Source organism: Tenacibaculum skagerrakense (genome assembly GCF_004345825.1).
Lineage (GTDB): Bacteria > Bacteroidota > Bacteroidia > Flavobacteriales > Flavobacteriaceae > Polaribacter > Polaribacter skagerrakensis.
Map to the genome: position 1 here is coordinate 1 of NZ_SLXM01000003.1, position 24,266 is coordinate 24,266.

The 24,266-nt window shown below is 31.0% G+C and carries 25 protein-coding genes; 16 read left to right on the forward strand and 9 right to left on the reverse strand.

The genetic code is table 11. The features are described 5' to 3' along the window. Positions 1 to 87 precede the first annotated feature (87 nt). From secA to EV195_RS06070, 4 genes are all read right to left on the reverse strand, one after another. Positions 88 to 3,438, reverse strand: a complete 3,351-nt coding sequence (gene secA, locus EV195_RS06055; protein ID WP_132793976.1) for a preprotein translocase subunit SecA — start codon at positions 3,436 to 3,438, stop codon at positions 88 to 90. 107 nt (positions 3,439 to 3,545) lie between these two features. Beyond that, the gene (locus EV195_RS06060; RefSeq protein WP_100924424.1) at positions 3,546 to 3,767 is read right to left on the reverse strand and encodes a DUF2795 domain-containing protein; all 222 of its coding nucleotides are present in this window, start codon (positions 3,765 to 3,767) and stop codon (positions 3,546 to 3,548) included. A 97-nt stretch (positions 3,768 to 3,864) separates the two neighbouring features. After that, the gene (locus tag EV195_RS06065) at positions 3,865 to 4,437 is read right to left on the reverse strand and encodes a cob(I)yrinic acid a,c-diamide adenosyltransferase (protein ID WP_132793978.1); all 573 of its coding nucleotides are present in this window, start codon (positions 4,435 to 4,437) and stop codon (positions 3,865 to 3,867) included. Between the two features lie 39 nt (positions 4,438 to 4,476). Beyond that, positions 4,477 to 4,881, reverse strand: a complete 405-nt coding sequence (locus EV195_RS06070) for an acyl-CoA thioesterase (protein WP_132793980.1) — start codon at positions 4,879 to 4,881, stop codon at positions 4,477 to 4,479. 169 nt (positions 4,882 to 5,050) lie between these two features. On the opposite strand from EV195_RS06070, the gene dnaA reads away from it, so the two are divergent. From dnaA to EV195_RS06085, 3 genes are read left to right on the forward strand one after another with little or no spacing between them, the layout of a single operon-like run. Next, positions 5,051 to 6,475 carry a chromosomal replication initiator protein DnaA gene (dnaA, locus tag EV195_RS06075; protein ID WP_132793982.1) on the forward strand — a complete coding sequence of 475 codons (1,425 nt, stop codon included), beginning with the start codon at positions 5,051 to 5,053 and terminating at the stop codon, positions 6,473 to 6,475. A gap of 13 nt (positions 6,476 to 6,488) precedes the next feature. Next, the gene (locus EV195_RS06080) at positions 6,489 to 6,938 is read left to right on the forward strand and encodes a low molecular weight protein-tyrosine-phosphatase (RefSeq protein WP_243693077.1); all 450 of its coding nucleotides are present in this window, start codon (positions 6,489 to 6,491) and stop codon (positions 6,936 to 6,938) included. A 7-nt stretch (positions 6,939 to 6,945) separates the two neighbouring features. Continuing rightward, entirely contained in the window at positions 6,946 to 7,650 is a 705-nt protein-coding gene (locus tag EV195_RS06085) for an SAM-dependent methyltransferase (protein WP_132793984.1), read from the forward strand. 33 nt (positions 7,651 to 7,683) lie between these two features. On the opposite strand, the gene EV195_RS06090 is transcribed toward EV195_RS06085, so the two are convergent. The 4 genes from EV195_RS06090 to dapF form a co-directional block, all read right to left on the reverse strand. Further along, complete coding sequence (locus tag EV195_RS06090; protein ID WP_132793986.1) at positions 7,684 to 8,259, reverse strand: peptidoglycan-binding protein LysM; 576 nt, start codon at positions 8,257 to 8,259, stop codon at positions 7,684 to 7,686. Positions 8,260 to 8,461: 202 nt separating this feature from the next. After that, positions 8,462 to 9,493 carry an endolytic transglycosylase MltG gene (gene mltG / locus EV195_RS06095; protein WP_132793988.1) on the reverse strand — a complete coding sequence of 344 codons (1,032 nt, stop codon included), beginning with the start codon at positions 9,491 to 9,493 and terminating at the stop codon, positions 8,462 to 8,464. Beyond that, positions 9,483 to 10,010 (reverse strand): GNAT family N-acetyltransferase, encoded by a 528-nt coding sequence (locus tag EV195_RS06100; RefSeq protein WP_132793990.1) that lies wholly within the window; start codon positions 10,008 to 10,010, stop codon positions 9,483 to 9,485. Before EV195_RS06100 ends, mltG begins: the two co-directional genes overlap by 11 nt. Beyond that, positions 10,010 to 10,786, reverse strand: coding sequence for a diaminopimelate epimerase (gene dapF, locus EV195_RS06105; protein ID WP_132793992.1), 777 nt, complete (start codon positions 10,784 to 10,786; stop codon positions 10,010 to 10,012). Before dapF ends, EV195_RS06100 begins: the two co-directional genes overlap by 1 nt. Positions 10,787 to 10,918: 132 nt before the next feature. On the opposite strand from dapF, the gene EV195_RS06110 reads away from it, so the two are divergent. From EV195_RS06110 to EV195_RS06140, 7 genes are all read left to right on the forward strand, one after another. Continuing rightward, the gene (locus EV195_RS06110; protein WP_132793994.1) at positions 10,919 to 12,304 is read left to right on the forward strand and encodes a S1C family serine protease; all 1,386 of its coding nucleotides are present in this window, start codon (positions 10,919 to 10,921) and stop codon (positions 12,302 to 12,304) included. A 119-nt stretch (positions 12,305 to 12,423) separates the two neighbouring features. Then, the gene (locus tag EV195_RS06115; RefSeq protein WP_132793996.1) at positions 12,424 to 13,866 is read left to right on the forward strand and encodes a glyceraldehyde-3-phosphate dehydrogenase; all 1,443 of its coding nucleotides are present in this window, start codon (positions 12,424 to 12,426) and stop codon (positions 13,864 to 13,866) included. Between the two features lie 101 nt (positions 13,867 to 13,967). Then, positions 13,968 to 14,546 carry a DinB family protein gene (locus EV195_RS06120; protein ID WP_132793998.1) on the forward strand — a complete coding sequence of 193 codons (579 nt, stop codon included), beginning with the start codon at positions 13,968 to 13,970 and terminating at the stop codon, positions 14,544 to 14,546. Then, positions 14,546 to 16,543 (forward strand): NAD-dependent DNA ligase LigA, encoded by a 1,998-nt coding sequence (gene ligA / locus EV195_RS06125; protein WP_132794000.1) that lies wholly within the window; start codon positions 14,546 to 14,548, stop codon positions 16,541 to 16,543. Before EV195_RS06120 ends, ligA begins: the two co-directional genes overlap by 1 nt. A gap of 5 nt (positions 16,544 to 16,548) precedes the next feature. Further along, entirely contained in the window at positions 16,549 to 17,232 is a 684-nt protein-coding gene (locus EV195_RS06130; RefSeq protein WP_165915692.1) for a lysoplasmalogenase family protein, read from the forward strand. Between the two features lie 31 nt (positions 17,233 to 17,263). Then, positions 17,264 to 17,935 carry a hypothetical protein gene (locus EV195_RS06135; RefSeq protein WP_132794004.1) on the forward strand — a complete coding sequence of 224 codons (672 nt, stop codon included), beginning with the start codon at positions 17,264 to 17,266 and terminating at the stop codon, positions 17,933 to 17,935. 17 nt (positions 17,936 to 17,952) lie between these two features. Next, entirely contained in the window at positions 17,953 to 18,618 is a 666-nt protein-coding gene (locus EV195_RS06140; protein ID WP_132794006.1) for a lysoplasmalogenase, read from the forward strand. Here EV195_RS06140 and EV195_RS06145 read toward each other — a convergent pair. Next, on the reverse strand, positions 18,613 to 18,996 hold the full coding sequence (locus tag EV195_RS06145; RefSeq protein WP_132794008.1) for a DoxX family membrane protein: 384 nt from the start codon (positions 18,994 to 18,996) through the stop codon (positions 18,613 to 18,615). The genes EV195_RS06140 and EV195_RS06145 overlap by 6 nt on opposite strands. Positions 18,997 to 19,263: 267 nt before the next feature. Between EV195_RS06145 and dapA the strand changes: the two genes are divergently transcribed. The 6 genes from dapA (at position 19,264) to porD (ending at position 24,215) form a co-directional block, all read left to right on the forward strand. Next, positions 19,264 to 20,139, forward strand: coding sequence for a 4-hydroxy-tetrahydrodipicolinate synthase (dapA, locus tag EV195_RS06150; protein WP_132794010.1), 876 nt, complete (start codon positions 19,264 to 19,266; stop codon positions 20,137 to 20,139). Between the two features lie 90 nt (positions 20,140 to 20,229). Then, positions 20,230 to 20,739 (forward strand): ferritin, encoded by a 510-nt coding sequence (locus tag EV195_RS06155; RefSeq protein WP_132794012.1) that lies wholly within the window; start codon positions 20,230 to 20,232, stop codon positions 20,737 to 20,739. Positions 20,740 to 20,857: 118 nt separating this feature from the next. After that, positions 20,858 to 21,688, forward strand: coding sequence for an outer membrane protein assembly factor BamD (locus EV195_RS06160; RefSeq protein ID WP_243693078.1), 831 nt, complete (start codon positions 20,858 to 20,860; stop codon positions 21,686 to 21,688). Positions 21,689 to 21,690: 2 nt separating this feature from the next. Then, positions 21,691 to 22,011, forward strand: a complete 321-nt coding sequence (locus tag EV195_RS06165) for a DNA-directed RNA polymerase subunit omega (RefSeq protein WP_132794016.1) — start codon at positions 21,691 to 21,693, stop codon at positions 22,009 to 22,011. A 3-nt stretch (positions 22,012 to 22,014) separates the two neighbouring features. After that, a complete protein-coding gene (gene coaBC / locus EV195_RS06170; protein ID WP_132794018.1) occupies positions 22,015 to 23,226 on the forward strand; it encodes a bifunctional phosphopantothenoylcysteine decarboxylase/phosphopantothenate--cysteine ligase CoaBC in 1,212 nt (403 codons plus the stop codon). An 86-nt stretch (positions 23,227 to 23,312) separates the two neighbouring features. Further along, positions 23,313 to 24,215 (forward strand): type IX secretion system protein PorD, encoded by a 903-nt coding sequence (gene porD / locus EV195_RS06175; RefSeq protein WP_132794020.1) that lies wholly within the window; start codon positions 23,313 to 23,315, stop codon positions 24,213 to 24,215. Positions 24,216 to 24,266: the final 51 nt, after the last annotated feature.

Below are 24,266 nucleotides of genomic sequence, written 5' to 3' on the forward strand. Positions count from 1 at the left end.
GGATAATTCTAATTTTATATTAGAATGAAAAAGGGGACTTTTAGTCCCCAGTATAATAAAACCTCTGTACTTTCAGTACAGAGTGATTTAGTTATTATGTAATACCCAAGTTCCTTGTTCTATTAAAGGAATGGCTTGTTTGTATTTAACATCTTTTTCTTCACCAGACATTACGTTTTTAATTGTAACTCGTTCATTACGTCCGATTTTCGGTTGTTCTCTAACAACAGTTTCAATAATTTGTTGTTCTTGTGTTTGTTGGTTACGAGCATTATTAAAAGCTTGTTGTGTTGAATTTTGAACTTCGTCTTTACGTAAGTCTAATTTTTCTCTCTTTTGTTCACGAGCTTCAGAAATTTGAGACTCATCTTCTGTAGGAAGTTTTCCTTTGAATAAGAAAGAAAGTACTTCTTTATTGATTTTATCAATAGTTTCTTGGAAAAGTTCAAATGCTTCGAACTTGTATACTAATAATGGATCTTTCTGTTCATAAGTAGCATTTTGAACAGTTTGTTTTAACTCGTCCATTCTACGTAAATGATCTTTCCAGTTCTCGTCTATAATTGCAAGTGTAATGTTCTTTTCAAAATCGTTAACTAAAGACTTAGCTTCTGTTTCATAAGCTTCCTTTAAATTGGTAACCACACGAATTGTTTTAGAACCATCAGTGAAAGGAACTACAATTCGCTCATAACGATCTCCTTCGTTTTCATATACATTTTTGATAACAGGGAATGCTTGTGTCGCATTTCTTTCAGCATCTTTTTTATAGTTTTCTGATACTATTTTGTATAGTTCATCAACTAATACTTGTTCATCTTTACTGTTAAATTCTTCTTCAGTGAAAGGAGAAGTCATAGATGAAAAACGAATTAATTCAAACTCAAAATTTTGAAAATCTTTATTCATTTTATTAGCACGCACAACTGCATCACAAGTATCATAAATCATATTTGCAATATCAATTTGTAAGCGTTTTCCATCTAAAGCATGACGACGGCGTTTGTATACAAACTCACGTTGAGAGTTCATAACATCATCATATTCTAATAATCGTTTACGTATTCCGAAGTTATTTTCTTCTACTTTCTTTTGAGCTCTCTCAATTGATTTTGTGATTAAACGATCCTGAATTACTTCACCCTCTTTCAATCCTAATCGATCCATCATTTTGGCAATTCTATCAGAACCGAATAAACGCATTAAATTATCGTCTAATGCAACAAAGAATTGAGAAGAACCAACATCTCCTTGACGACCAGCACGTCCACGTAACTGACGGTCAACACGACGAGAATCGTGACGTTCTGTACCAATAATAGCTAAACCACCTGCTTCTTTTACTTCATCAGTTAATTTAATATCGGTACCACGACCAGCCATGTTAGTTGCAATTGTAACTTGTCCTGGTTTACCAGCTTCTGCAACAACATCAGCTTCTTTCTTGTGTAATTTTGCATTTAAAATATTATGAGGAATTTTGCGCATTGCTAACATTCTTCCTAATAATTCTGAAATTTCAACAGAAGTTGTACCTACTAACACGGGTCTGTTCTGCCCAACTAGTTTAACAATTTCTTCAATTACAGCATTGTATTTTTCACGAGTAGTTTTGTACAGTAAATCTTCTCTATCATCACGAGAAATTGGTTTATTTGTAGGGATTTCTACAACATCTAACTTGTAAATTTCCCAGAATTCTCCTGCTTCAGTAATTGCAGTACCTGTCATTCCAGATAATTTACGATACATTCTAAAGTAATTCTGTAACGTAACAGTTGCAAAAGTTTGTGTAGCATCTTCAATTTTCACATTTTCCTTTGCTTCAATAGCTTGGTGTAATCCATCAGAGTAACGACGACCGTCCATAATACGACCTGTTTGTTCGTCAACAATCATTACTTTATTATCAACTACAACATACTCAACATCTTTTTCAAAAAGAGTATATGCTTTTAAAAGTTGATTCATAGTATGGATACGTTCACTCTTTACACTAAACTCTCTATATAATTCTTCTTTAAGCTCAGCTTTTTGTTCTGGAGTATTTTCTGCTTTTTCAATTTCAGCAACTTTTATACTAATATCTGGAAGTACAAAAAATGTACTGTTTTGAGTTTTGTCAGATAAATGAGCAATACCTTTATCTGTTAAGTTAATTTGATTGTTCTTTTCTTCAATCGTAAACCATAACTCAGCATCTACTTCAGGCATTAATTTGTTATTGTCCTGCATGTAGAAGTTTTCAGTTTTTTGTAATACTTGTTTTATTCCTTCTTGAGACAAGAACTTAATTAAGGCTTTATTTTTAGGCAATCCTCTATAAACTCTTAACAATAAGAATCCTCCGTCTTTTGTGTTCCCTTCGTTTAATAGCTTTTTAGCTTCCGCTAATACACCTACTAAATATTTGTTTTGTAAGCTAACTAAGTCTCCAACTAATGGTTTTAATTCGTTGAATTCATGAAGATCACCTTGAGGTACGGGACCAGAAATAATTAAAGGAGTACGAGCATCATCAATTAACACCGAATCAACCTCATCAATAATTGCATAATTAGGTTCACGTTGCACTAAGTCTTCTTTAGAAGAAGCCATGTTGTCTCTTAAATAATCAAAACCAAACTCATTATTAGTTCCGTATGTAATATCTGCGTTATAGGCTTTTCTTCTTTCTTCAGAATTAGGTTGATGAAAATCGATACAGTCCGTTGATAATCCATGAAACTCAAAAATTGGAGCCATCCAAGCACGGTCACGTTTTGCTAAGTAGTCGTTTACCGTAACAACATGAACACCTTTTCCAGTAAGAGCATTTAAGTACACAGGTAAGGTAGATACTAATGTTTTACCTTCTCCAGTCATCATTTCAGCAATTTTACCTTGATGTAAAACAGAACCACCAATTAACTGAACATCATAATGAACCATATCCCAAGTTACTTCTTTACCAGAAGCGTCCCAAGAATTAGCCCAAAATGCCTTGTCATCCTCTAAACTTATATGTGGTCTGGTAGCAGATAACTCACGATCATATGGTGTTGCTGTAACCTCTATTTCTTCATTATTAGCAAAACGTTTAGCAGTTTCCTTCACTACAGCAAAGGCTTCAGGCATAATTTCAGCTAAAACAGCTTCTGATGCATTGTAAGTCTCATCTTTAAGTTTGTCTATCTCAGCATAAATTTCTTCTTGACGATCAATATCTGCTGTTTTTACTTCTGCTTCTAGTTTTAAAATCTCATCTTCAAATTTTTGAGTAGCCTCTTTAATTTTAGATTTGAATTCGGTTGTTTTTTCTCTTAATTGATCGTGCGTAAGATTGGCAATTTGACTTTCGAAAGACCTAACTTTATCTACAATTGGTTGTAAAGATTTTAAATCTTTCTGCTGTTTGTCTCCTACAAAAAGTTTAATAATTGAGTTTAAAATGCTCATTTTGAGTATGTTTTAATCTGAATTAAGTTCAGAGTATAATTAGTTATTTGGTGCTTAAAAGTAAGCAAAAAAAAAGCCTCTATAAGAGACTCTTTGAATTTATGTTTTTAATATTCATCTTCGTTCCAAAGATAATCCTCTTCTGTAGGATAATCTGGCCAAATTTCTATGATAGAATCGTAAATCTCACCTTCATCTTCGATATCCTGTAGATTTTCTACCACTTCCAAAGGAGCACCAGTACGAATAGCATAATCAATTAATTCGTCTTTGGTTGCCGGCCAAGGTGCATCTGCTAAATAAGATGCTAATTCAAGTGTCCAATACATTTCTAAATCTGTTTTAGTGTTTTGCAAAAATAAAATTTAAACTGAAAAAGTCAAGTTTTTTTTTGAAAATGTAATAGTTAATAAAAAAAGAACTTTTTTATAGCTTTTTAGGTATCCATTTCACCTCTTCGGCTTTCAAAAGGAAAGTCAACTTTCGTGCCAACACAAAAAGGTAGTCAGAAAGTCGGTTTAGATACATTAAAATACTAGAATCTACGGTTTCTTCTTCATTTAAAGCTACGCTTAAACGCTCTGCTCTTCTGCATACACAACGAGCTATATGACAGAATGACACAGCTTGATGCCCACCTGGCAAAATGAAATGAGTCATAGGAGGTAATTGCGCATTCATAGTGTCAATTTCATGTTCTAAAAATTCTATTGAACTATTATTTATTTTAGGAATATTTAAACGCTCTTTTCCATTTTTTAAGATTTCTTTTTCTGGAGGAGTTGCTAACATTGCTCCAAGCGTAAATAATTCATCTTGTATTTTTATTAAGGAACTTTTAGAGATATCATCTATTTCTTGATCTCTAACAAGACCTATATAAGAATTTAATTCATCTACTGTTCCATAACTTTCTATTCGTAAGTGGTGTTTTGGAACTCTTGTACCACCAAATAGAGCAGTGGTTCCTTTATCTCCAGTTTTAGTATATATTTTCATTGAGTTAATTTATATGATTTCCTTACTTTTTAATTTAGTCTAGGAAACTTTTAGTTTTTCCAAGATATATTCAGGACAACGAATAGGTTTCATTGTTTTTTGATTTAAGAAGGCTAAGATAGTATTACCAGTACATATAATTTCTTGATGTTGATTTTTTATTTCATAATCAAACTCTATTTTAACACTTGGAGCTTTTTTTAATATGGTAGTGATTGTTAATTCATCATCATAAAAAGCAGATTTCTTAAAATTGCAATTCAGGGAAATTACAGGAAGAATTATTCCTGTTTTTTCCATATATTTGTATGTAATCCCTAGGGAACGAAGCCATTCTGTGCGGCCTATTTCAAAGTATTGAGCGTAATTTCCGTGATAAACTACCCCCATTTGATCTGTTTCGCCGTATCGTACCCTTACATTAGAATTGTGATTAACTGTCATTAAGTTTTTTATCGAATCTTACATAAAAAAAAAATAAAAATCAATACCAATTTGATTTTTTTTTACTGAAATTTATTCACACTTTTGTTCACCCGTAGGGAGGGTAATTAAACATATTTTTTTTCGCAATTTTATAGTTGTGAACATAATTTTTTTCTGAAAAACTTAAATGAATAAATCTGCTGAATTAGTTTGGTTAAACTGTTTGTCTTTTATAAAGGACAATATAAAACCTCAGGCATACAAGACATGGTTCGAACCAATAAAACCTGTTAAGTTGTCTGGAGAGGCATTAACTGTACAAGTTCCTAGTAAGTTTTTTTATGAATGGTTAGAAGAACATTATATTAAATTATTAAGAGTAGCTTTAATCAAAGAATTAGGAGAGCACGCTAAGTTAATTTATGATGTTCGAATGGAGAATACTTACAGTAGTAACAGTCCGCAAACTGTTAAAATTCCAAGTTCAAACAGAAATCCTTTAAAACCTCAAAAGGTAACAGTTCCTTTAGAATCTAAAAGGGAGTTAAAGAATCCTTTTATAATTCCTGGTTTACAAAAAGTTAAGATAGAATCTCAGTTAAATCCAAATTATAATTTTGATAATTTTGTTGAGGGAGATTCTAATAGATTAGCACGTTCTGCTGGAATAGCCGTAGCAAATAAACCTGGAGGAACATCTTTTAATCCATTACTTATATATGGAGGAGTAGGTTTAGGGAAAACTCATTTAGCACACGCTATTGGGGTTGATATTAAAGACAAATATCCTGATAAAACAGTTTTATACATTTCTTCTGAAAAGTTTACACAACAATTTATCGATTCTGTAAAATCAAATACAAGAAATGATTTCATTCATTTCTATCAGATGATTGACGTATTAATTATTGACGATGTTCAGTTTTTATCTGGTAAAGCAGGTACACAGGATGTATTCTTCCATATTTTTAACCATTTACATCAAAATGGAAAACAGGTTATTTTAACTTCAGATAAGGCGCCTGTTGATATGCAAGATATTGAACAGAGATTATTATCTCGTTTCAAGTGGGGATTGTCTGCGGAGTTGCAAAATCCTGATTATGAGACTCGAGTTTCAATATTGCAACGTAAGTTGTTTAGAGATGGTGTTGAGATGCCAGAAGATATTGTAGAGTATATTGCGAAGAATGTAAAATCTAATGTAAGAGAACTTGAAGGTGTTATTATTTCAATGATTGCTCAAGCATCATTTAATCGAAAGGAATTTACATTAGAATTAGCTAGACAGATAGTTGATAAATTTGTTAAGAATACGAAGAAAGAAGTTTCTATAGACTATATACAAAAAGTAGTTTCTAAGTATTTTGATATGGATGTGGCAACATTACAATCAAAAACTCGAAAAAGACATGTTGTTCAAGCGCGCCAGTTAGCTATGTATTTTGCTAAACGAATGACTAAATCTTCATTAGCGAGCATTGGTAGTCAAATTGGACAAAGAGATCATGCAACTGTTCTTCATGCATGTAAAACTGTTGATAATTTAACTGAGACAGATAAGCAATTTAGAAAGTACGTAGACGATTTAACAAAGAAATTAACATTCTAAAATTTAATTTTATATGAGAATACTTATGGTTTGCTTGGGGAATATTTGTCGTTCGCCATTAGCTGAAGGTATTCTAAGATCAAAAATTATTTCTGATACTGTTATCGTAGATTCTGCAGGTACTTCAGGATTTCATCAAGGAGAGTTACCGGATCCAAGGTCAATAGCTGTAGCTAGATTGAATGGGATTGATATTACGAATCAACGTTCACGAAAGTTTTTAGTAGAAGATTTTGATAACTTTGATTTAATTTATGCTATGGATCAAAGTAATTATCGTAATATTTTAGACTTAGCTAGAAACAGTGAAGAGGAATCTAAAGTGAGAATGATTTTAAACGAATCACATCCTAATCAAAATTTAAATGTACCTGATCCTTATTATGGAGGAGATAAAGGTTTCGATAATGTATTTAGGATGTTAGATGAAGCATGTGAAATTATTGCTTCTCAAATACAATAAGTAGCTTATGTTAGGTAAACTTTATTTAATTCCAACAACTTTAGGAGATACAGAACCATTGGAAGTAATGCCTATTTCTGTTAAAAAAGTAATTGAATCGCTCGATTATTTTATTGTTGAGAACGAAAAAACAGCAAGAAGGTATATTAAGAGAATTACACCTAGCAAAGTGCAGTCTGAGCTACATTTCATGAAGATTGATAAGTTTTCACACGAACTAGAAACAAGAAATTATTTAGATGTTTGTCAGCATGGGATTTCGGTAGGAGTTTTATCTGAAGCGGGAGTTCCGGGTGTAGCTGATCCAGGAGCAACGATAGTAAAACAAGCACATGAAAAAGGAATACAAGTAATTCCTTTAGTTGGTCCGTCTTCTATTTTATTAGCAATGATGGCTTCGGGAATGAATGGTCAAAATTTTGCTTTTAATGGGTATTTACCTATTGATAAATCTGATAAGAAGAAAGTTTTAAAGGAGTTAGAAAAAGTTTCAAGAGATAAAAAACAGTCACAAATTTTTATTGAAACTCCTTACAGAAACGGTAAAATGTTAGATGATTTACGAACTACTTTACAACCAAATACTAGACTTTGTGTGGCTTGTGATATTACTTTGCCAACAGAATACATTAAAACACTTCCTGTTTCTAAATGGAAATCTGAAAACCCTGATTTACACAAAAGGCCTGCAATTTTTATTATACAGGCCTAATTAAAAATCTATAATGTAATAAGTAATTGTTTTTTATACGGTAGCTTTTTTGTCTGCTTTGATGTGAGAAACATCGTATCCTGCAAATTTCTTTAAATACGATTCTATTGACGTTCCATATGAATCTCTAAATTGAAACTTACCATAAGAACGTAAAAACTTTTTTACGTTTCCAGCACCTGCTAAATGAGCTGCTGCTAAAATTCCAGATTCAGTTATAACGATACCTTTTATGCGTTTTCCTACAAAACGGGAAATATCCCTTCTTAAAATCCATTTATTCACCTTACAAAGTGCAGTGAAAGCCCTCTCTTGTAGTTCAGGGTTTTTCAGGAATTTTTGAGTATCATAAATTTTAAAACGACGTAATGTGCTTTTACCAAATTGGTATTTCCCAAGATATCCGAGAGTATTTACAACTCTATATTTACCTTGTGATTCTTTAAAAGCTAAAGCTTCTTTAAATCCTATGAAGTCTTTTTCTAGGATTAATAGGTCCTCGGTTGTAGTGTAGTTTATTGGCTTAGTTTTCTCTGATAATTTCCCCTTCTTATCTGTAAAACTAAATAGTGTAATAAAAATTAAAATTGCCCCTAATTTTCTGATAATTAATATACTTTCTGTTTAGCGGGCGCAAATATATGACAAAAATACAGTTCAAAACAAACTTTGAGATTTTGTATATTATAAGGTTTTATCAAAAATGTACTTTTATTAGCTAATTTTTGATAATATATTAATAGTTAAACTTGTATGATTGTTAAATTTCCTAAAAAGCTGTTAATCAGTTGTAAATAATTTTTTGTTAAAATTATCGCTTAATTCCTTGATTATTAATCCATCGTTGATATTTTGCTGCATTTCTGTTGTGCTGAGATAGTGTTTTCGCAAATTCATGAAAGCCAATATTATCTACACTTGCACACATAAAATAATAGTCGTGTTTTTCTGGATTTAAAACAGCTTCAATAGAAGAAATATCAGGCATTGAAATTGGAGAAGGGGGTAGGCCTACATTTTTGTATGTATTGTATGGTGATTTTTTGGTGTTTTCAATATCCCTGAACAAAACTCTTTTCACTATAAAATCTTGCCCATTAATTTCTCTTAAAGCGTAAATAATAGTTGGATCTGCTTCTAGAGGCCATTTGTTTTTATATCTATTTAAGTACAGACCAGCTACTTTAGGTCGTTCAGATGTCTGAGCAGTTTCTTTTTGAACAATAGATGCTAAGGTTATAACTTGTTCTTTACTTAAGCCCAATTTATTTGCTTTTTCTAACCTGTTTTTATTCCAAAATTTATTGTATTGATCAAGCATTTTATCTCTGAATCTCTCAGGTGAAGTATTCCAATAAACTTCATACTGATTAGGTATAAACATTCCTAATACAGATTTTTCGGTAAAATTATTCTTGTTTAAAAAAGCAGTATCTTTAAATGCGGTTACTAATGATACACTATCTGCTTCAATTTGTTGTGCAATTCTACCTGCTAATTTCTCTAATGTATCTTGATTATTAAAAGTAACTTTAACAGCTGTTTGATTTCCTGAGCGAAATAAATTTACTAAATCATTAAGACTCATTCCTTTTTTTAATACATACATTCCTGCTTTAGGGTTAGAAAATTTTTTCTTTTCTGATACCCAATTAAAATCATCTTTATTCTCAATAACTCCATTCAACGAATTCTGTAAGTCTTTCATTGAACTATTTGTTTTGATAAAGATTGTAGTGTCCTTTTTTACAGCAGGAGCAAATATTTTGTTATAAAAATAATATCCTACAGCACTAGAGATAATGAGTAAAACACTAATTATAATAATGATCTTATTTTTCATTGATTAATTGAAATATAATTTCGTCTTTAAAGTTTCCTTTGCAATATAGCCAGTCTTTTTTAGTTCCAACTTCCTTAAAGTTTTGTTTTTTAAATAACGAAATGCTTTTTTGATTATCAATAGCAATATTAGCAAATAATTGATGTAAATGCAGATTTGAAAAGCTGTAATTTATGAGTAATTGTAACGCTTCACTAGCATAGCCATTATGTTGATGCTTTTCGTGAATTACAATTCCAATACCTGCTCTTTTATGTTGTGGGTTAAAATCAAATAAATCTATAAGTCCAATAGGTTGATTTTGATTCGTTTCTTCTATTACTAAACGTAATTGCTTAGCTTCATAAATATCTAAATGACAATTCTCAATATATTGTTTCAATAAGTACTTAGAAAAAGGAGTTTGCGTATGACTAACTTCCCAAAAAAGCTCATTATTTTCTATTTGAAAGAGAAAATCTAAATCTTCGGGCTCAACAGCCCTTAACTTGATATGATTACCTGTGAGTAATTGCATTAAATTTCAATTTCGCCTTTAAAGACAAATTCTGCTGGACCTTTTAAAAACACGTTTTTGTAAGAATTATTTTCTACATCAAATGAAATAGATAATTGTCCGCCTTCTACTTTAATATTGATTTCTTTAGCTTGAGTTTTATTAGTGTTATGCATTGCTATTGCTGCTGCAGTGGCTCCAGTTCCACATGCTAAAGTTTCGTTTTCTACACCACGCTCATAGGTTCTAATTCTAAATGAGTTTGTGTCTAACTGTTCAACAAAGTTTACATTACTACCTTCAGAACCATAAATACCATTACGAATTTCTTTACCTTTATTATATACATCAAAAGAACTAATATTTTCAACTATTTCAACATGATGTGGAGAACCTGTGTTTGTAAAAACATAACCGTTTTTTAGCTCCACAGTATCAACATCAATCATTTGTAAAGAAACGATTCCATTATTTATTGTTGCATGATGTAATCCATCTATGGCATTAAAAGTAGTTATATTGTTTATAACACCTAGTCTATTGGCAAAAGCAACAATACATCGTCCTCCATTTCCACACATAGTGCTTTGATTTCCATCTGCATTGAAATACACCATTTTAAAATCTACATTATCGTCATTTTCAAGTAAGATTAATCCATCTCCACCGACTCCAAAATTACGATTACACAATTTATTGATAAGCACTTTGTTTTCTTTAGGAAAAAATGAAGTTCTATTATCAATTATTACAAAGTCGTTACCTGTTCCTTGGTATTTATAAAAAACTAAATTCATTAGAGCAAATATACGTATTTACTAAGGAAAAAAGGGGTGTTAAATAGCGGTTAAAGTACGTTAAAGAGAAGTTAAACAGATTGTGTTAAAATGTTAAAATTGTATCTTTGAGTAGCTTAAAAATTTAATAATATGAAAAGAGTTTTAGGAATATTGACTATTGCATTTTTGGGAGGAGTTTCTTCCTTAGGAGTTTATAAAATTTTTATTGAAAAACCACAAGTAATTGTAGAGAAAACAGTAGAGCCAGCATTGCAAACAATGAATGCTAGTTATACTCCAACAGTATTAAATACAGCCTCTGCACCAACAGATTTTACCGAAGCAGCAGAGAAAACAGTAAATACAGTTGTTCACGTAAAAAATACAGCAATTAAAGAAGTATACAATCCTTTTGAAGAGTTTTTCGGAACAGGAAATGGAAAGAGAAAGCAAGAGAGAGTTGGAACTGGTAGCGGGGTAATCATTTCTTCTGACGGTTATATTGTTACCAATAATCACGTAATTGATGGAGCAACTGATTTAGAAGTTACATTAAATAATAAAAAGAAATACAAAGCAGAATTAGTTGGTGCAGATGCAACTAATGACATTGCGTTGTTAAAGATTGATTCAGAAATTGAATTGCCTTACATCACTTTTGGAAATTCTGATTATGCAAAAATTGGAGAGTGGGTATTGGCAGTGGGTAATCCATATAATTTAAACTCAACTGTAACTGCTGGAATTATAAGTGCAAAAGGAAGAGATTTACAAGGAAATACAAGTATTGATGCGTTTATTCAAACAGATGCAGCAGTAAATCCAGGAAATAGTGGAGGAGCTTTGGTAAATACAAGAGGAGAGTTAATTGGTATTAATACAGCAATTAGTTCAAGAACAGGTTCCTTTATCGGGTATTCATTTGCAGTTCCATCGAATATAGCAAAGAAAATTATCGATGATTTATTAGAGTTTGGTAATGTTCAGGAAGCTGTAATGGGATTCAGTTTTAGACCTGATAGAGATGAAGTTGAAGGTGTTGAAATTATAGAAGTTACACCAGGAGAAGGAGCTGATTTAGCAGGTTTAAAGCAAGGAGATATTATTAAGAAAATCAATAATATAAAAATCAGTAAAATAGCTGATTTAAAAGGACAGTTAAATGCCAAAAGACCAGGGCAATCGGTAGAAGTTACTATTGATAGAGAGGGAGAATCTATCACAAAAACGGTTACTCTAATGAAAAGAACTTCTTTTGATTCCAGAGTTTTAGGCATAAGATTAAAAGATTTAACAGAGAAAGAGAAAAAAGAAAGAAAATTAGAAAACGGAGCTAAGATAGTGCAAACTACAAATCCGGCTTTTGTTGAATATAATGTAGGTGAAGGTTATGTAATAACTAAAATCAACGGAAATAAAATATATTCTGCATCTGAAGCAGCTACTTTATTAGATAGTTATTCGCAAAGAAGTGGAAGAAGATTAATAATAGAACTCGTAAGTCCAGAAGGACAAATTGAGCGATACGGATTGTAAAATGTAAAGCTTGAAAAACTCGATATTTTTAATATCGAGTTTTTTTATTTTTTGGTTTACGAAATCGTTTGAAATAACTACTTTTGCACCAAATTTTTAAAAATTTAGTTAACACAACTATGTCAACAATAACAAATTACGAAAAAGAAGTGGTAAATCAAGCTCAAGTTAGAAGAGCTACTACTGAATTTATCAATATTGTAAATGATTTATGGTATGATAAATCAATTGAATTAGTGTTATTTAGAAATCCTTTAGTAGACAAAAGAGCTAGCGAGGTTTTAAATTTAATTGATTACGCTAGAGAGTTTGTAACAAAACCTATTTCTATTGAGGATGCTTTAAGTATTGCTAAAGCTATTCAAACTATTGATTTGCCTGCGTCTAAATTAGATATTGGTAAATTAGCGTACGAATATTATTTAATTGAAGATGCTGATTTAGATACAGTTGATTTCGTAAAAAATCAATTAAAAGATGCTACAGAGGCTACAAACTTTGAACCAAAAGATGTGGTTCTTTATGGTTTTGGTCGAATTGGTCGTTTATTAGCAAGAGAGTTAAGCTCAAAAATGGGTAAAGGTTCTCAATTACGATTAAGAGCTGTAGTAACTCGTGGTAAAATAGACGAATCTGTTTTAGAGAAAAGAGCTTCTTTATTAAGCGTTGATTCTGTTCATGGAGATTTCTTAGGAACTGTTCAAGTTGATGCAGAAAACAATGCATTAATTATTAACGGTACTACTGTTTATATGATTTCGGCTAACGGACCAGAAGAAATCGATTATACTTCTTATGGAATTAATGATGCTTTAGTAATTGATAATACGGGAGCTTTTAGAGATAAAGAGGCTTTAAGTCGTCATTTAACAGCTAAAGGAGCAAGTAAAGTGTTATTAACAGCACCAGGTAAAGGAGTACCAAACATTGTTCATGGAGTTAATCATAAGGAAAACAATCCTGATTCAATTGATATTTTCTCAGCGGCTTCTTGTACAACAAATGCCATTACACCAGTATTAAAGGTATTAGAAGATAACTTTGGAATTAAAAAAGGACATTTAGAGACGATTCATGCATATACTAATGATCAAAACTTAGTAGATAACATGCATAGTAAATATCGTAGAGGAAGAGCAGCTGCTTTAAACATGGTAATTACTGAAACAGGAGCTGGTAAAGCAGTTTCTAAAGCATTGCCTGCATTAGAAGGTAAATTAACTTCAAATGCAATTAGAGTTCCTGTTCCTAATGGATCATTAGCTGTTTTGAACTTACAATTAAATTCAGAAACTACTGTAGAAGCGGTTAATGCAATTATGAAGCAATATGCTTTAGAAGGAGATTTAGTTGAGCAAATTAAATATTCATTAAGTAATGAATTAGTATCTAGTGATATAGTAGGTACAACAGCTCCTTCGATTTTTGATAGTAAAGCTACAATTGTAGATGGAGATACAATTGTAATTTACGTTTGGTATGATAACGAATATGGTTATTCTCACCAAGTAATGCGTTTGGCTAAGCACATAGCAAAAGTTCGTCGATATACTTATTATTAGTAGACAACTACTATTTCAACTTTAAAAATCCGAGGTAAATACTTCGGATTTTTTTTGTTTAAAAATAGTAAATTGCAAAACCATTTTTTTAAACTTTATACATGAAGTCCTTATTATCTTTAATCTTATTTTTTGTTATGGCAAACCATATTGAAGCTCAGGAATTACCTTATCATGAGATTCCTAATTATCCAGAAACCTATACAGCAGGATCAGTTGCAAGTAGATTAATTGATGGTTTAGGGTTTAGATATTATTGGGCAACAAAAGATTTAAAAGAAAAAGATTTACAATACAAACCAGGAGATAACACCAGAAGCATTTTAGAAACAGCAGATCATATTTTAATATTATCTATCATGACACTTAGTGCTGTTGAAAATACAGAAATGACTTTTCCAGATAAGGACTCGTTATCATTTAATGAAATGAGAGCACTAACTCTTACTAATTTCAAAAAGGCTAGTGATATTTTAAAAGAGGCTAAGGATCTTTCAAAATTTGTAATGAAAATTAAAAGAGGAAATGGTAACGTAGAAGAGTACCCATTTTGGAATCAGTTAAACGGACCTATAGCAGATGCTATTTGGCATTGTGGACAAATAGTTTCATTTAGAAGGTCTTCTGGTAATCCATTTCCAAAAGGAGTTAGCTTATTAACGGGTAAGGTAAGACAATAATGAAAGTACTAGATAAAATTCAATCGTTAAGAGACGAATTAAACAAGCATAATTACAATTATTATGTTCTTGATAATGCTACAATTTCTGATCATGAGTTTGATATAAAACTAAAAGAACTTGAAAAATTAGAAGAAGAGCACCCTGAGTTTTTTGATCCTAATTCTCCTACGCAAAGAGTTGGTGGACAGGTTACTAAAAATTTTAATACCGTAACACATAAAAACCGAATGTTCTCTTTGGATAATTCTTATTCAAAAGAAGATTTGTTAGATTGGGAAAAACGTATTCAAAAATTATTGGGTACTTCGGAAATTGAATACACATGTGAATTAAAGTATGATGGGGCTTCTATTAATTTAACCTATGAAAACGGAAGCTTGATAAGCGCCGTTACACGTGGAGACGGTTTTCAAGGAGATGAAGTAACTACCAATATCCGAACGATAAGGTCGATTCCTTTAGTAATAACTAATGATTTTGTTTCTGATTTTGAAATGAGAGGGGAAATTATTTTACCACTAGAAGGGTTTAATGCGATGAATGAAGATAGAATTGCAAATGGAGAAGAACCTTATAAAAACCCTAGAAATACTGCTAGCGGAAGTTTAAAATTACAAGATAGCGCAGAAGTTGCTAAACGACCTTTGGACTGTTTGTTGTATCAGGTTGTTACAAATGAAAGAAAATATAAAACTCACTTTGAAAGTTTAAACGCTGCGAGAAACTGTGGCTTTAAAGTTCCTGAAACTATTGCGTTAGCTAAGTCTATTAGTGAAGTTTTAGAGTTTGTTAATTATTGGGATACAAAAAGGCACGAGTTACCTTATGAAACAGACGGTGTTGTGGTAAAGGTAAATTCTTTATATCAACAAGAAGAATTAGGATATACTTCTAAGTCGCCAAGATGGGCAATTGCCTATAAGTTCAAGGCTGAGCAAGTATCAACAGTGTTAAATGAAATAACATATCAAGTTGGAAGAACAGGAGCTATAACACCTGTAGCAAATTTAGAACCTGTTTATTTAGCAGGAACTATTGTAAAAAGAGCATCGTTGCACAATTCAGATCAAATTGAAAAATTAGATGTCCGAATAGGTGATACTGTTTATGTAGAAAAAGGAGGGGAGATTATTCCTAAAATTATGGGAGTTGATTTATCCATGAGACCTGTTGATTCAGAACCAACTCAATATGCTACACGTTGTCCAGAGTGTAACACCGAATTAATTAGAACTGAAGGAGATGCTAAACATTATTGTCCGAATGAATTTGGATGCGCACCACAAATTACTGGAAGAATCCAGCATTTTATCAGTAGAAAAGCTATGGATATTGATGGGTTAGGAGCGGAGACCGTTGAGTTGTTATTTAAAGAAGGTTTAATAGAGAATTATGCAGATTTGTATGAGCTTAGCGTCGATCAAGTAATCCCATTAGAACGTATGGCAGAAAAATCTGCTCAAAATATGATTGAAGGAATTGAAAAGTCAAAAGAGATTCCTTTTGAAAAAGTATTATTTGCTCTGGGTATTCGATTTGTTGGTGAAACTGTAGCAAAAAAACTAGCGAAGCATTTTAAATCTATAGATAACCTTTTAAATGCTGATTTTGAAACGCTTATTAATGTTGATGAGATTGGAGAAAAAATAGCAGAAAGTGTAATGCTTTTTGCAAATGATGAAAAAAACAATACTTTAATCAACCGATTAAAAAGTTATGGATTGCAATTGGAGGTTTCTCAAGAAGAACTTCAAAATCAAACAAACAAACTAGAAGGTAAGTCGATTGTTGTTTCAGGAGTTTTTTACCAAATGAGTAGAAATGAATTAAAAAAGGCTATAGAAGATAATGGTGGTAAAGTTAGTAGTTCAATTTCAAAGAAAACTTCATTTATTGTAGCTGGAGATAATATGGGGCCTAGTAAATTAACTAAGGCACAAGATTTAGGAATTGAAATTATTTCTGAGGATGATTTTTTAAGAATGATAAACTAATATTCTTGTTTAAACAAAAAAACATAAAAAGATTACTATTTGTACTGTACGCAATAATTTGTGTAATCAGCATATATTTAATTGTGGTAGATCATGAATATAAGTTTGAAATTAAGCCGTTTCCTACACTTATTTTGGTAATCCTCTACTTGATTGAAACAAAGAAATATACCAAAACGTATATTGGTTTTTTGTTATTAAGTATGATAGGTGATGTATTAACGTCAATTCCTTACGGTTTTAATTACGGTATTATAAGTTATGGTTTATCGTATCTGTTGTTGGTAAATTCAATACGAAAACATATAAATAAGGAAACTTATAAGTTGTTATTAATATACTTACTCTTATTTGGGTTCCTATTTACTATAGTGTACGTTTTTGTTTTAAATGATCCGGGTAACTCTATGATTCCAATATTATTTTATGGTGTCTGTATTTGTCTAGTTACTTCATTTATATTAATGAATTACATAGAAAGTATGGAGCATGCTAATTTTATTTTACTTGTTGCAATCGGTTTTCGTATAATTTCTGATTCTATTTATGCAATTGTATTGTTTAGTGAATCGGATGTGTATTTTGATATTTTCTCTTTAAGTACCTTGTTAATATCTAATTTCTTATTTTACAGAGGTTTTTTGTTTAATGAAAAGCAAGTTTCTAATTTTTTTCAACGAATGATGTAGCCTTAAGTTTAGAAAAGTAAATTCATACAATTTGAATAGAGTTACCAAAATAGCATTATATATTGGGTTTATTATAACCAGTGTGTTATACCTTTACATGTTAGCAACTGTAACACCAGAGAATAATGCTTTAAGGAATTCTTTAAAACCGGTTCCAATTATTTTTCTTTTGATGTTGTATAGTTTTGAGAGTAAAAAAAAGAGTCCTTTGATAATATCTACCTTTTTATTTATAGTAATAGCAGATATTGTAAGTTCTTCATTGAACATGTTTTGGTTAGCTCTTTTAATTTATGGAATTGGAAATTTTCTTCTTGTAAAAATGATGTTGAATACTATTTCAAAAAATGCAAAGAAGGAAGTAGGTATTTACTTTATTTTATCATTAATTTTATTTTTAATTGTATTTATATATGTAATTCAAGATAAAGGGAATTGTTTTTTTTCTATATTATTTTATGGAGTTACAGTTTCACTGTTATTTTCAGTTTCTCTCTTGAATTATAAGCATAATATGATTTTAGCTAATGCATTATTATTTTTAACAATAAGCGTTAGAGTTATTTCTGATGCTGTTTATGCTATCGTAATTTTTAATATTTCAAATGTCTATTTTGATCTAGTTTCTTTGAGTATTTGGATGCTTTCTTGTTTCTTGTTTTATAAATCTTTCATATTAAGGGAAAAGCAAATTTCTAAATAACTAAACTATACGTCTACATGAAAAACTTTACAATAATTCTCGTATCAATAGTGTTTTTAATAGTTTCATTTTTTGAAATATATGGAACTATAATTCAGAGTGAACTGTTAGAATTTATCTGTAAACCACTAATAACAGTCTTATTAGCTATTTTGTATTTGATTTCAGTAAAAAAGCCAAGTTTTTTGTTTATTTCGGCGTTATTTTTTTCTTTCTGGGGTGATGTTTTATTGTTGTTTCCAGAAAAGTATTTTGTTTTTGGTTTAGTTTCTTTTTTATTGACTCATCTTTTATACATAAGAATTATAAAAGGATTTTTACCAAAAATTAAAGTAACGACTTTTATCAAATCTGCTTTACCTTTTGTTTTTTACTTTGGGGGAATTGTTTTTTTAACTATAAACAATTTAAAAGAATTATTGATTCCAGTAATAGTGTACGGATTGGTTATTTCTGCTTTCGGAACTTTTTCTTTAGTAAATTATATAAAAAACAAAGCAACCGAAAATTTATGGTTGCTTGTTGGTGCCTTAATTTTTATTCTTTCTGATAGTATAATTGCTATCAATAAATTTTACTTGAATACTATTGACTTAGGAAGCTTAATTATGATTACATATATTGTTGCTCAATACATGATTTGTAAAGCCATGATAGCAAAATCTCTTAATTCTGAATTATAGTTTTAAGAAGGGAATGTCTTTTCGGTTTTGAAATAATAAAATTCCACCAGCTAGTAAGGTAATAACAGCCATTATAAATAAAGTTCCACCGTCATTATTATGTTCGATACCAATTTTAGTTAAATGAGAGAAAATAGCACCTCCCATTAATCCTAGAGTTAAACCAGCACCAAGCCAAACTTTTTTGGGTACAAACAATAAAATAGAAGCAATCAATTCTAAAACTCCAGTTCCTATACGCATTAAGTGTTCGTTTTCACCGGCTACTTTGGTGAATAAATCAATGCTTTCTTGAGCTCCAGTAAATTTAAAAAATAAAGTTTGTAGCATAATGATAGCCGCAATAAGTTTCAGTATTAATGGTAAGTATTTTTTCATAATTATTTAAAATTTGTTTCGGGTTTAGACGCATAAAAATGAATTTCATTTCAAAAATGTTAAAATAAAATGATTTTATAATAAATATATAATTATAAGCGCTTTACTGAAACTTGTATAATAACTTATTATTTGAGTGATAAAGTTGAATCACTTATTTCTAAAGTGAAGAAAATTAAACAAGCTTAAAAAATTTGTGTATTCTGTAAATAAACCATTTTTCATATTAAATAAAGCAGTAATTTTGAATCAAATTTAAAGAAGGAAATGCAAAAATTTATTGGAACAGGAGTTGCTTTAGTCACTCCTTTTTTTGAAGATGGTTCGGTTGATTTCGATGGATTAGAAAGATTAGTTAATTACCAAATAAATAATGGAATCAATTATTTAGTTGTTTTAGGAACAACAGGCGAACCTGCAACATTGACTAAAGAAGAAAAGGAGGCAGTTAAAACTAAGATAATTGAAGTAAATAATGTTAGACTACCTTTGGTTCTTGGAATTGGAGGCAACAACACAGCTGCTGTTGTAGAAGAAATAAAAAACACCGATTTATCTAATTTTGATGCTATTTTATCAGTTTCTCCTTACTATAATAAGCCAACGCAAGAAGGAATATATCAGCATTTTAAAGCTATAGCAGAAGCGACTGAAAAGCCTATAATATTGTATAATGTACCTGGAAGAACATCCTCAAATATGTCTCCAGAAGTAATTGTTCGTTTGGCAAATGATTTCGATAATATTATAGCTGTAAAAGAGGCTAAAGGAGATATGGTGCAAGCAATGAAGATAATTCAAAATGTACCTAAGGATTTCTTAGTGATTTCAGGGGATGATATGATTGCTTTACCTATGGTTTTAGCTGGTGGGGCAGGAGTAATAAGTGTTATTGCTCAAGGATTGCCAGAAAAGTTTTCTAGTTTAATCCAATTGGGATTAGAAGGAAAGCCTAAAGAAGCTTACGAGTTACATTACAATGTGGCTGATAGTATTGATATGATTTTTGCAGAAGGAAACCCAGCAGGAATAAAGGCTATGTTACAAAAATTAGGGATTTGTGAAGATCAAGTACGTTTACCTTTAGTAAAAGCTTCAGAAGAGTTACAAACAGAAATATCTGATTTTATAGATCATCAATAAACCAAATACTTCTATAAGAAATTAAATAAAGCTCATAGTCTAGAATTATGAGCTTTTTTGCATCTTTGTTGTACTGTAAAATAAAGAATTATGTTATCACAAAAAATAGAATCAGCATTAAATAAGCAAATACAAATAGAGGCACAGTCATCACAAGTATATTTAGCAATGGCATCTTGGGCAGAAGTTCAAGGATTTGAAGGAGTTTCTCAATTTATGTACGCACACTCAGATGAAGAGCGTATGCACATGCTAAAACTAGTTAAATTTATAAATGAACGTGGCGGACACGCAATGGTTCCAGCTTTAGAAGCTCCATCACCAAAGTTTGGTTCATTCAAAGATATGTTTCAAACCTTGTTTGATCATGAAGTAATGGTATCGCAATCAATTAATGATTTAGTGCATATTACGTTAGAGGAAAGAGATTACGCAACTCATAACTTTTTACAATGGTATGTAGCAGAACAAATAGAAGAAGAAGCATTGGCTAGAAATATACTAGACAAAATTAATCTAATTGGAGATGATAAAGGAGGCTTGTACTTATTCGACAATGATGTGAAGCAATTAGTTGGGCAGCAAAATGCTCCAAAGTAAATTTAACAAACGTTTAATAGGAACATATAGTTAATTGTACGTTATTGCACACGAACTCGTAACTACGAATTCATTTTAATAATACATAATTAATTACTAATTTTGCAAAATGCAAAAAATGATCAGAAAGATATATTTCGTTTTATCGTTAGTACTATTAACCTCTTGTGGAGAGTACCAAAAGGTTTTAAATAGAGGTTCTATTGAAGAGCAGTATAAGATGGCGGTAAAAATGTATGAAGCTAAAAAGTATAGCAAAGCTTTACGTTTATTTGAAAAAGTTACGCCCGCATATCGTACAAAACCACAAATGGAGAGAATCCAATATATGGTTGCTAATTCAAATTTTAATGAAAAAAATTATAGTATAGCAGGATACTATTTCAATCGTTTTTCACAAAATTATCCTAAAAGTTCTAAACAAGAGGAAGCAGATTTTTTATCAGCTTTGAGTTATTATAAAGCGGCACCTGTATACAGTAAAGATCCAACGGATACTAACAAAGCATTAGAATCTTTTCAATCTTTTATTGATAAATACCCAGATTCTCCTCGTTTAGCTGAAGCAAATAAATATTATAACGAATTACAGTTTAAGTTAGAAACTAAAGCTTTTGAAATAGCAAAAGGTTATTATATCACAGCTCAAACTGATTCAAGAAACTATAGAGCAGCAATAACGGCTTTTGATAATTTGATTACTGATTATTTAGGTACTCGTTACAAAGAAGAGGCTTTATATTTAAGATTTAAAGCAGCTCACGACTTTGCGATGAAAAGTATAGACCGAAAAAAAGAGGAGCGTATCAACAATGCTCTTAAGGCATATGAAAAGTTAAAGCGAAATTTCCCTGAATCGAAGTTTAAAAAGGAGTCTGAGGAAATGTTAGACGTATTAAATAAAGAACAAGAGAGAATACAGCAATTAATAGTTAATAGTAAAAGTTAAATATGAATTATAAAGAAACGAAGGCAGCTGTTACTACAGTTACTTATAACAGAGAAGCAGTAGAAGCACAAACAGATAACATTTACGAAGCCATTTCTATTATAGCAAAGAGAGCAGATCAAATTAATTCTGATTTAAAAAAAGAATTAGTTGATAAGCTTGATGAATTTGCTACTTATAATGATAGCTTAGAAGAAGTTTTCGAGAACAAAGAGCAGATTGAAGTTTCTAAATTTTACGAGCGTTTACCAAAACCTACAGCGATTGCTGTTGAAGAATGGTTAAACGAGAAGATCTATCACAGATCTCCAGACACAAAATAATGTATGTCTGTACTTCAAGGAAAAAAGGTACTATTAGGAATTACAGCTGGAATTGCAGCTTATAAAACCGCTAGTTTAGTACGTTTATTTATAAAATCGGGCGCAGAAGTCAAAGTAATTATGACTCCTGCGTCTAAAGATTTTATAACACCTCTAACACTTTCTACACTTTCTAAAAATCCTGTTCATTCTACTTTTTACGATCAAGAAGATGAGAATGAATTATGGAATAATCATGTTGAGTTAGGTTTGTGGGCAGATATTATGCTAATTGCTCCAGCTACAGCAAATACATTATCGAAAATGACCAATGGTGTTTGTGATAATTTATTATTAGCAACCTATCTATCAGCTAAATGTCCTGTGTATTTTGCTCCAGCTATGGATTTAGACATGTACAAACATGCTTCTACGAAAAATAGCTTAGAAAAATTACAAAGTTTTGGAAACATCATGATTCCTGCAACTTCGGGTGAATTAGCTAGTGGATTAGTTGGTGAAGGAAGAATGGCCGAGCCTGAGGATATTGTAAGTTTTATAGAAAGTGATATTCTTTCTAAACTACCTTTAAAAGGTAAGAAGTTGTTATTAACAGCAGGTCCAACTTATGAAGCAATTGACCCAGTTCGTTTTATAGGAAACCATTCTTCTGGAAAAATGGGATTTGAAATTGCTAAAGTTGCAGCAAAATTAGGAGCAGAAGTGTATTTAGTTGCTGGACCTTCACATCAAAAAGTATCACATTCTTTAATTCATAGAATTGATGTTACATCGGCTCAAGAAATGTATGATGCTTGTCATCAATATTACAAAGAAGTTGATATTGCAATATTGTCTGCAGCAGTTGCAGATTATCGACCAAAAAATGTGGCCGACCAAAAAATAAAAAAGAAAGATACTTCGTTAGTAATAGAGCTTGAACCTACACAAGACATTTTAAAGTCACTAGGAATAGCAAAAAAGAATCAATTTTTAGTTGGTTTTGCCTTAGAAACTAATGATGAAGTTTCAAATGCTAAAAAGAAAATTGAAAGCAAAAACCTTGATGTTATTGTGCTGAATTCACTTAGAGATAAAGGCGCAGGTTTTGCTGGAGATACAAATAAAATTACTATTATTGATGCTAGTTTTAAAGAAACAGTATATGATCTTAAATCAAAGAGTGAAGTTGCTGTTGATATAATTAACGAAATTATTACAAGAATTTCGAATTAATTTTAGTTACCTCGAGCGCAGTTGAGAGGTTAATAATTTAAACTAAGGTCTTGACTGCGCCCGACCTGACAACTAGTTAGTGCTCTATGTTTGTTAAGAGATTATTTTTTGTTTTAACGTTATGTTTATCGTCTTTAATTCTAATTGCTCAAGAAGAGTTAAATGCGGTAGTTGTTGTAAATTCTGATAGAGTACAAAGCACCAATAAACAGGTCTTTTCTACGCTAGAACAATCTATAACTGAATTTATCAATCAAACAAGATGGACTAGCAAAAAAGTACTTCCTCAGGAACGAATTAATTGTGCATTTACAATTATTATCAACGAACAGAATGGGAATAATTTTACAGGAAGTATTCAAGTACAATCAGCACGACCAGTTTATAATGCCTCTTATGAAACGACATTATTAAACATCAACGATACTAGTTTAAGTTTCCAATATAATGAGTTTGAACCGTTGATTTTTAACCCAAATAGTTTTGATTCTAATTTGGTTTCTGTGATTGTATTTTATGTGTATACAATTATTGGAATTGATGCAGATTCTTTTGCCTTAAATGGCGGAGAAAATTATTTAAAACAAGCTCAAAATGTGATGCTTCAAGCACAACAAAGCGGAGATGCTGCTTGGCAAAATGAAGTAGGAGCACAGAATAGATTTACATTAATAGACAATTTATTGTCGGCAAAATTTAACACGCTAAGAGCCATTTATTACAACTATCACAGATTAGGTTTTGATAATTTTACAGAGAAAGAAATTGAAGCTAAAAAAGCAATTGCTCAAGCAGTTATAGATTTAGAGAAGCTTTTTAATATAACAGTTGGGAATTATATGATTCGAGTATTTTTAGATGCCAAGTCAGATGAAATCGTAAATATATTTTCAACAGGTAAATCTTCAGGTTACGAAGCCAAAGTAAAAGAGATTTTAGAGCGTGTAGCGCCGACTCAAAATAGTAAGTGGAAAGAAATAAAGTTGTAAATTCTAGTTAAACTTTTTTAGGTAATGAAATTGTTGTCTTATTCTTTCTAA

Excerpts from the sequence above, each read along its gene's own strand:
- secA (WP_132793976.1), bottom strand. The coding sequence starts at position 3,438 with ATGAGCATTTTAAACTCAATTATTAAACTTTTTGTAGGAGACAAACAG.
- EV195_RS06060 (WP_100924424.1), bottom strand. The coding sequence starts at position 3,767 with ATGTATTGGACACTTGAATTAGCATCTTATTTAGCAGATGCACCTTGG.
- EV195_RS06065 (WP_132793978.1), bottom strand. The coding sequence starts at position 4,437 with ATGAAAATATATACTAAAACTGGAGATAAAGGAACCACTGCTCTATTT.
- EV195_RS06070 (WP_132793980.1), bottom strand. The coding sequence starts at position 4,881 with ATGACAGTTAATCACAATTCTAATGTAAGGGTACGATACGGCGAAACA.
- dnaA (WP_132793982.1), top strand. The coding sequence starts at position 5,051 with ATGAATAAATCTGCTGAATTAGTTTGGTTAAACTGTTTGTCTTTTATA.
- EV195_RS06080 (WP_243693077.1), top strand. The coding sequence starts at position 6,489 with ATGAGAATACTTATGGTTTGCTTGGGGAATATTTGTCGTTCGCCATTA.
- EV195_RS06085 (WP_132793984.1), top strand. The coding sequence starts at position 6,946 with ATGTTAGGTAAACTTTATTTAATTCCAACAACTTTAGGAGATACAGAA.
- mltG (WP_132793988.1), bottom strand. The coding sequence starts at position 9,493 with ATGAAAAATAAGATCATTATTATAATTAGTGTTTTACTCATTATCTCT.
- EV195_RS06100 (WP_132793990.1), bottom strand. The coding sequence starts at position 10,010 with ATGCAATTACTCACAGGTAATCATATCAAGTTAAGGGCTGTTGAGCCC.
- dapF (WP_132793992.1), bottom strand. The coding sequence starts at position 10,786 with ATGAATTTAGTTTTTTATAAATACCAAGGAACAGGTAACGACTTTGTA.
- EV195_RS06110 (WP_132793994.1), top strand. The coding sequence starts at position 10,919 with ATGAAAAGAGTTTTAGGAATATTGACTATTGCATTTTTGGGAGGAGTT.
- EV195_RS06115 (WP_132793996.1), top strand. The coding sequence starts at position 12,424 with ATGTCAACAATAACAAATTACGAAAAAGAAGTGGTAAATCAAGCTCAA.
- EV195_RS06120 (WP_132793998.1), top strand. The coding sequence starts at position 13,968 with ATGAAGTCCTTATTATCTTTAATCTTATTTTTTGTTATGGCAAACCAT.
- ligA (WP_132794000.1), top strand. The coding sequence starts at position 14,546 with ATGAAAGTACTAGATAAAATTCAATCGTTAAGAGACGAATTAAACAAG.
- EV195_RS06140 (WP_132794006.1), top strand. The coding sequence starts at position 17,953 with ATGAAAAACTTTACAATAATTCTCGTATCAATAGTGTTTTTAATAGTT.
- EV195_RS06145 (WP_132794008.1), bottom strand. The coding sequence starts at position 18,996 with ATGAAAAAATACTTACCATTAATACTGAAACTTATTGCGGCTATCATT.
- dapA (WP_132794010.1), top strand. The coding sequence starts at position 19,264 with ATGCAAAAATTTATTGGAACAGGAGTTGCTTTAGTCACTCCTTTTTTT.
- EV195_RS06155 (WP_132794012.1), top strand. The coding sequence starts at position 20,230 with ATGTTATCACAAAAAATAGAATCAGCATTAAATAAGCAAATACAAATA.
- EV195_RS06160 (WP_243693078.1), top strand. The coding sequence starts at position 20,858 with ATGATCAGAAAGATATATTTCGTTTTATCGTTAGTACTATTAACCTCT.
- EV195_RS06165 (WP_132794016.1), top strand. The coding sequence starts at position 21,691 with ATGAATTATAAAGAAACGAAGGCAGCTGTTACTACAGTTACTTATAAC.
- coaBC (WP_132794018.1), top strand. The coding sequence starts at position 22,015 with ATGTCTGTACTTCAAGGAAAAAAGGTACTATTAGGAATTACAGCTGGA.
- porD (WP_132794020.1), top strand. The coding sequence starts at position 23,313 with ATGTTTGTTAAGAGATTATTTTTTGTTTTAACGTTATGTTTATCGTCT.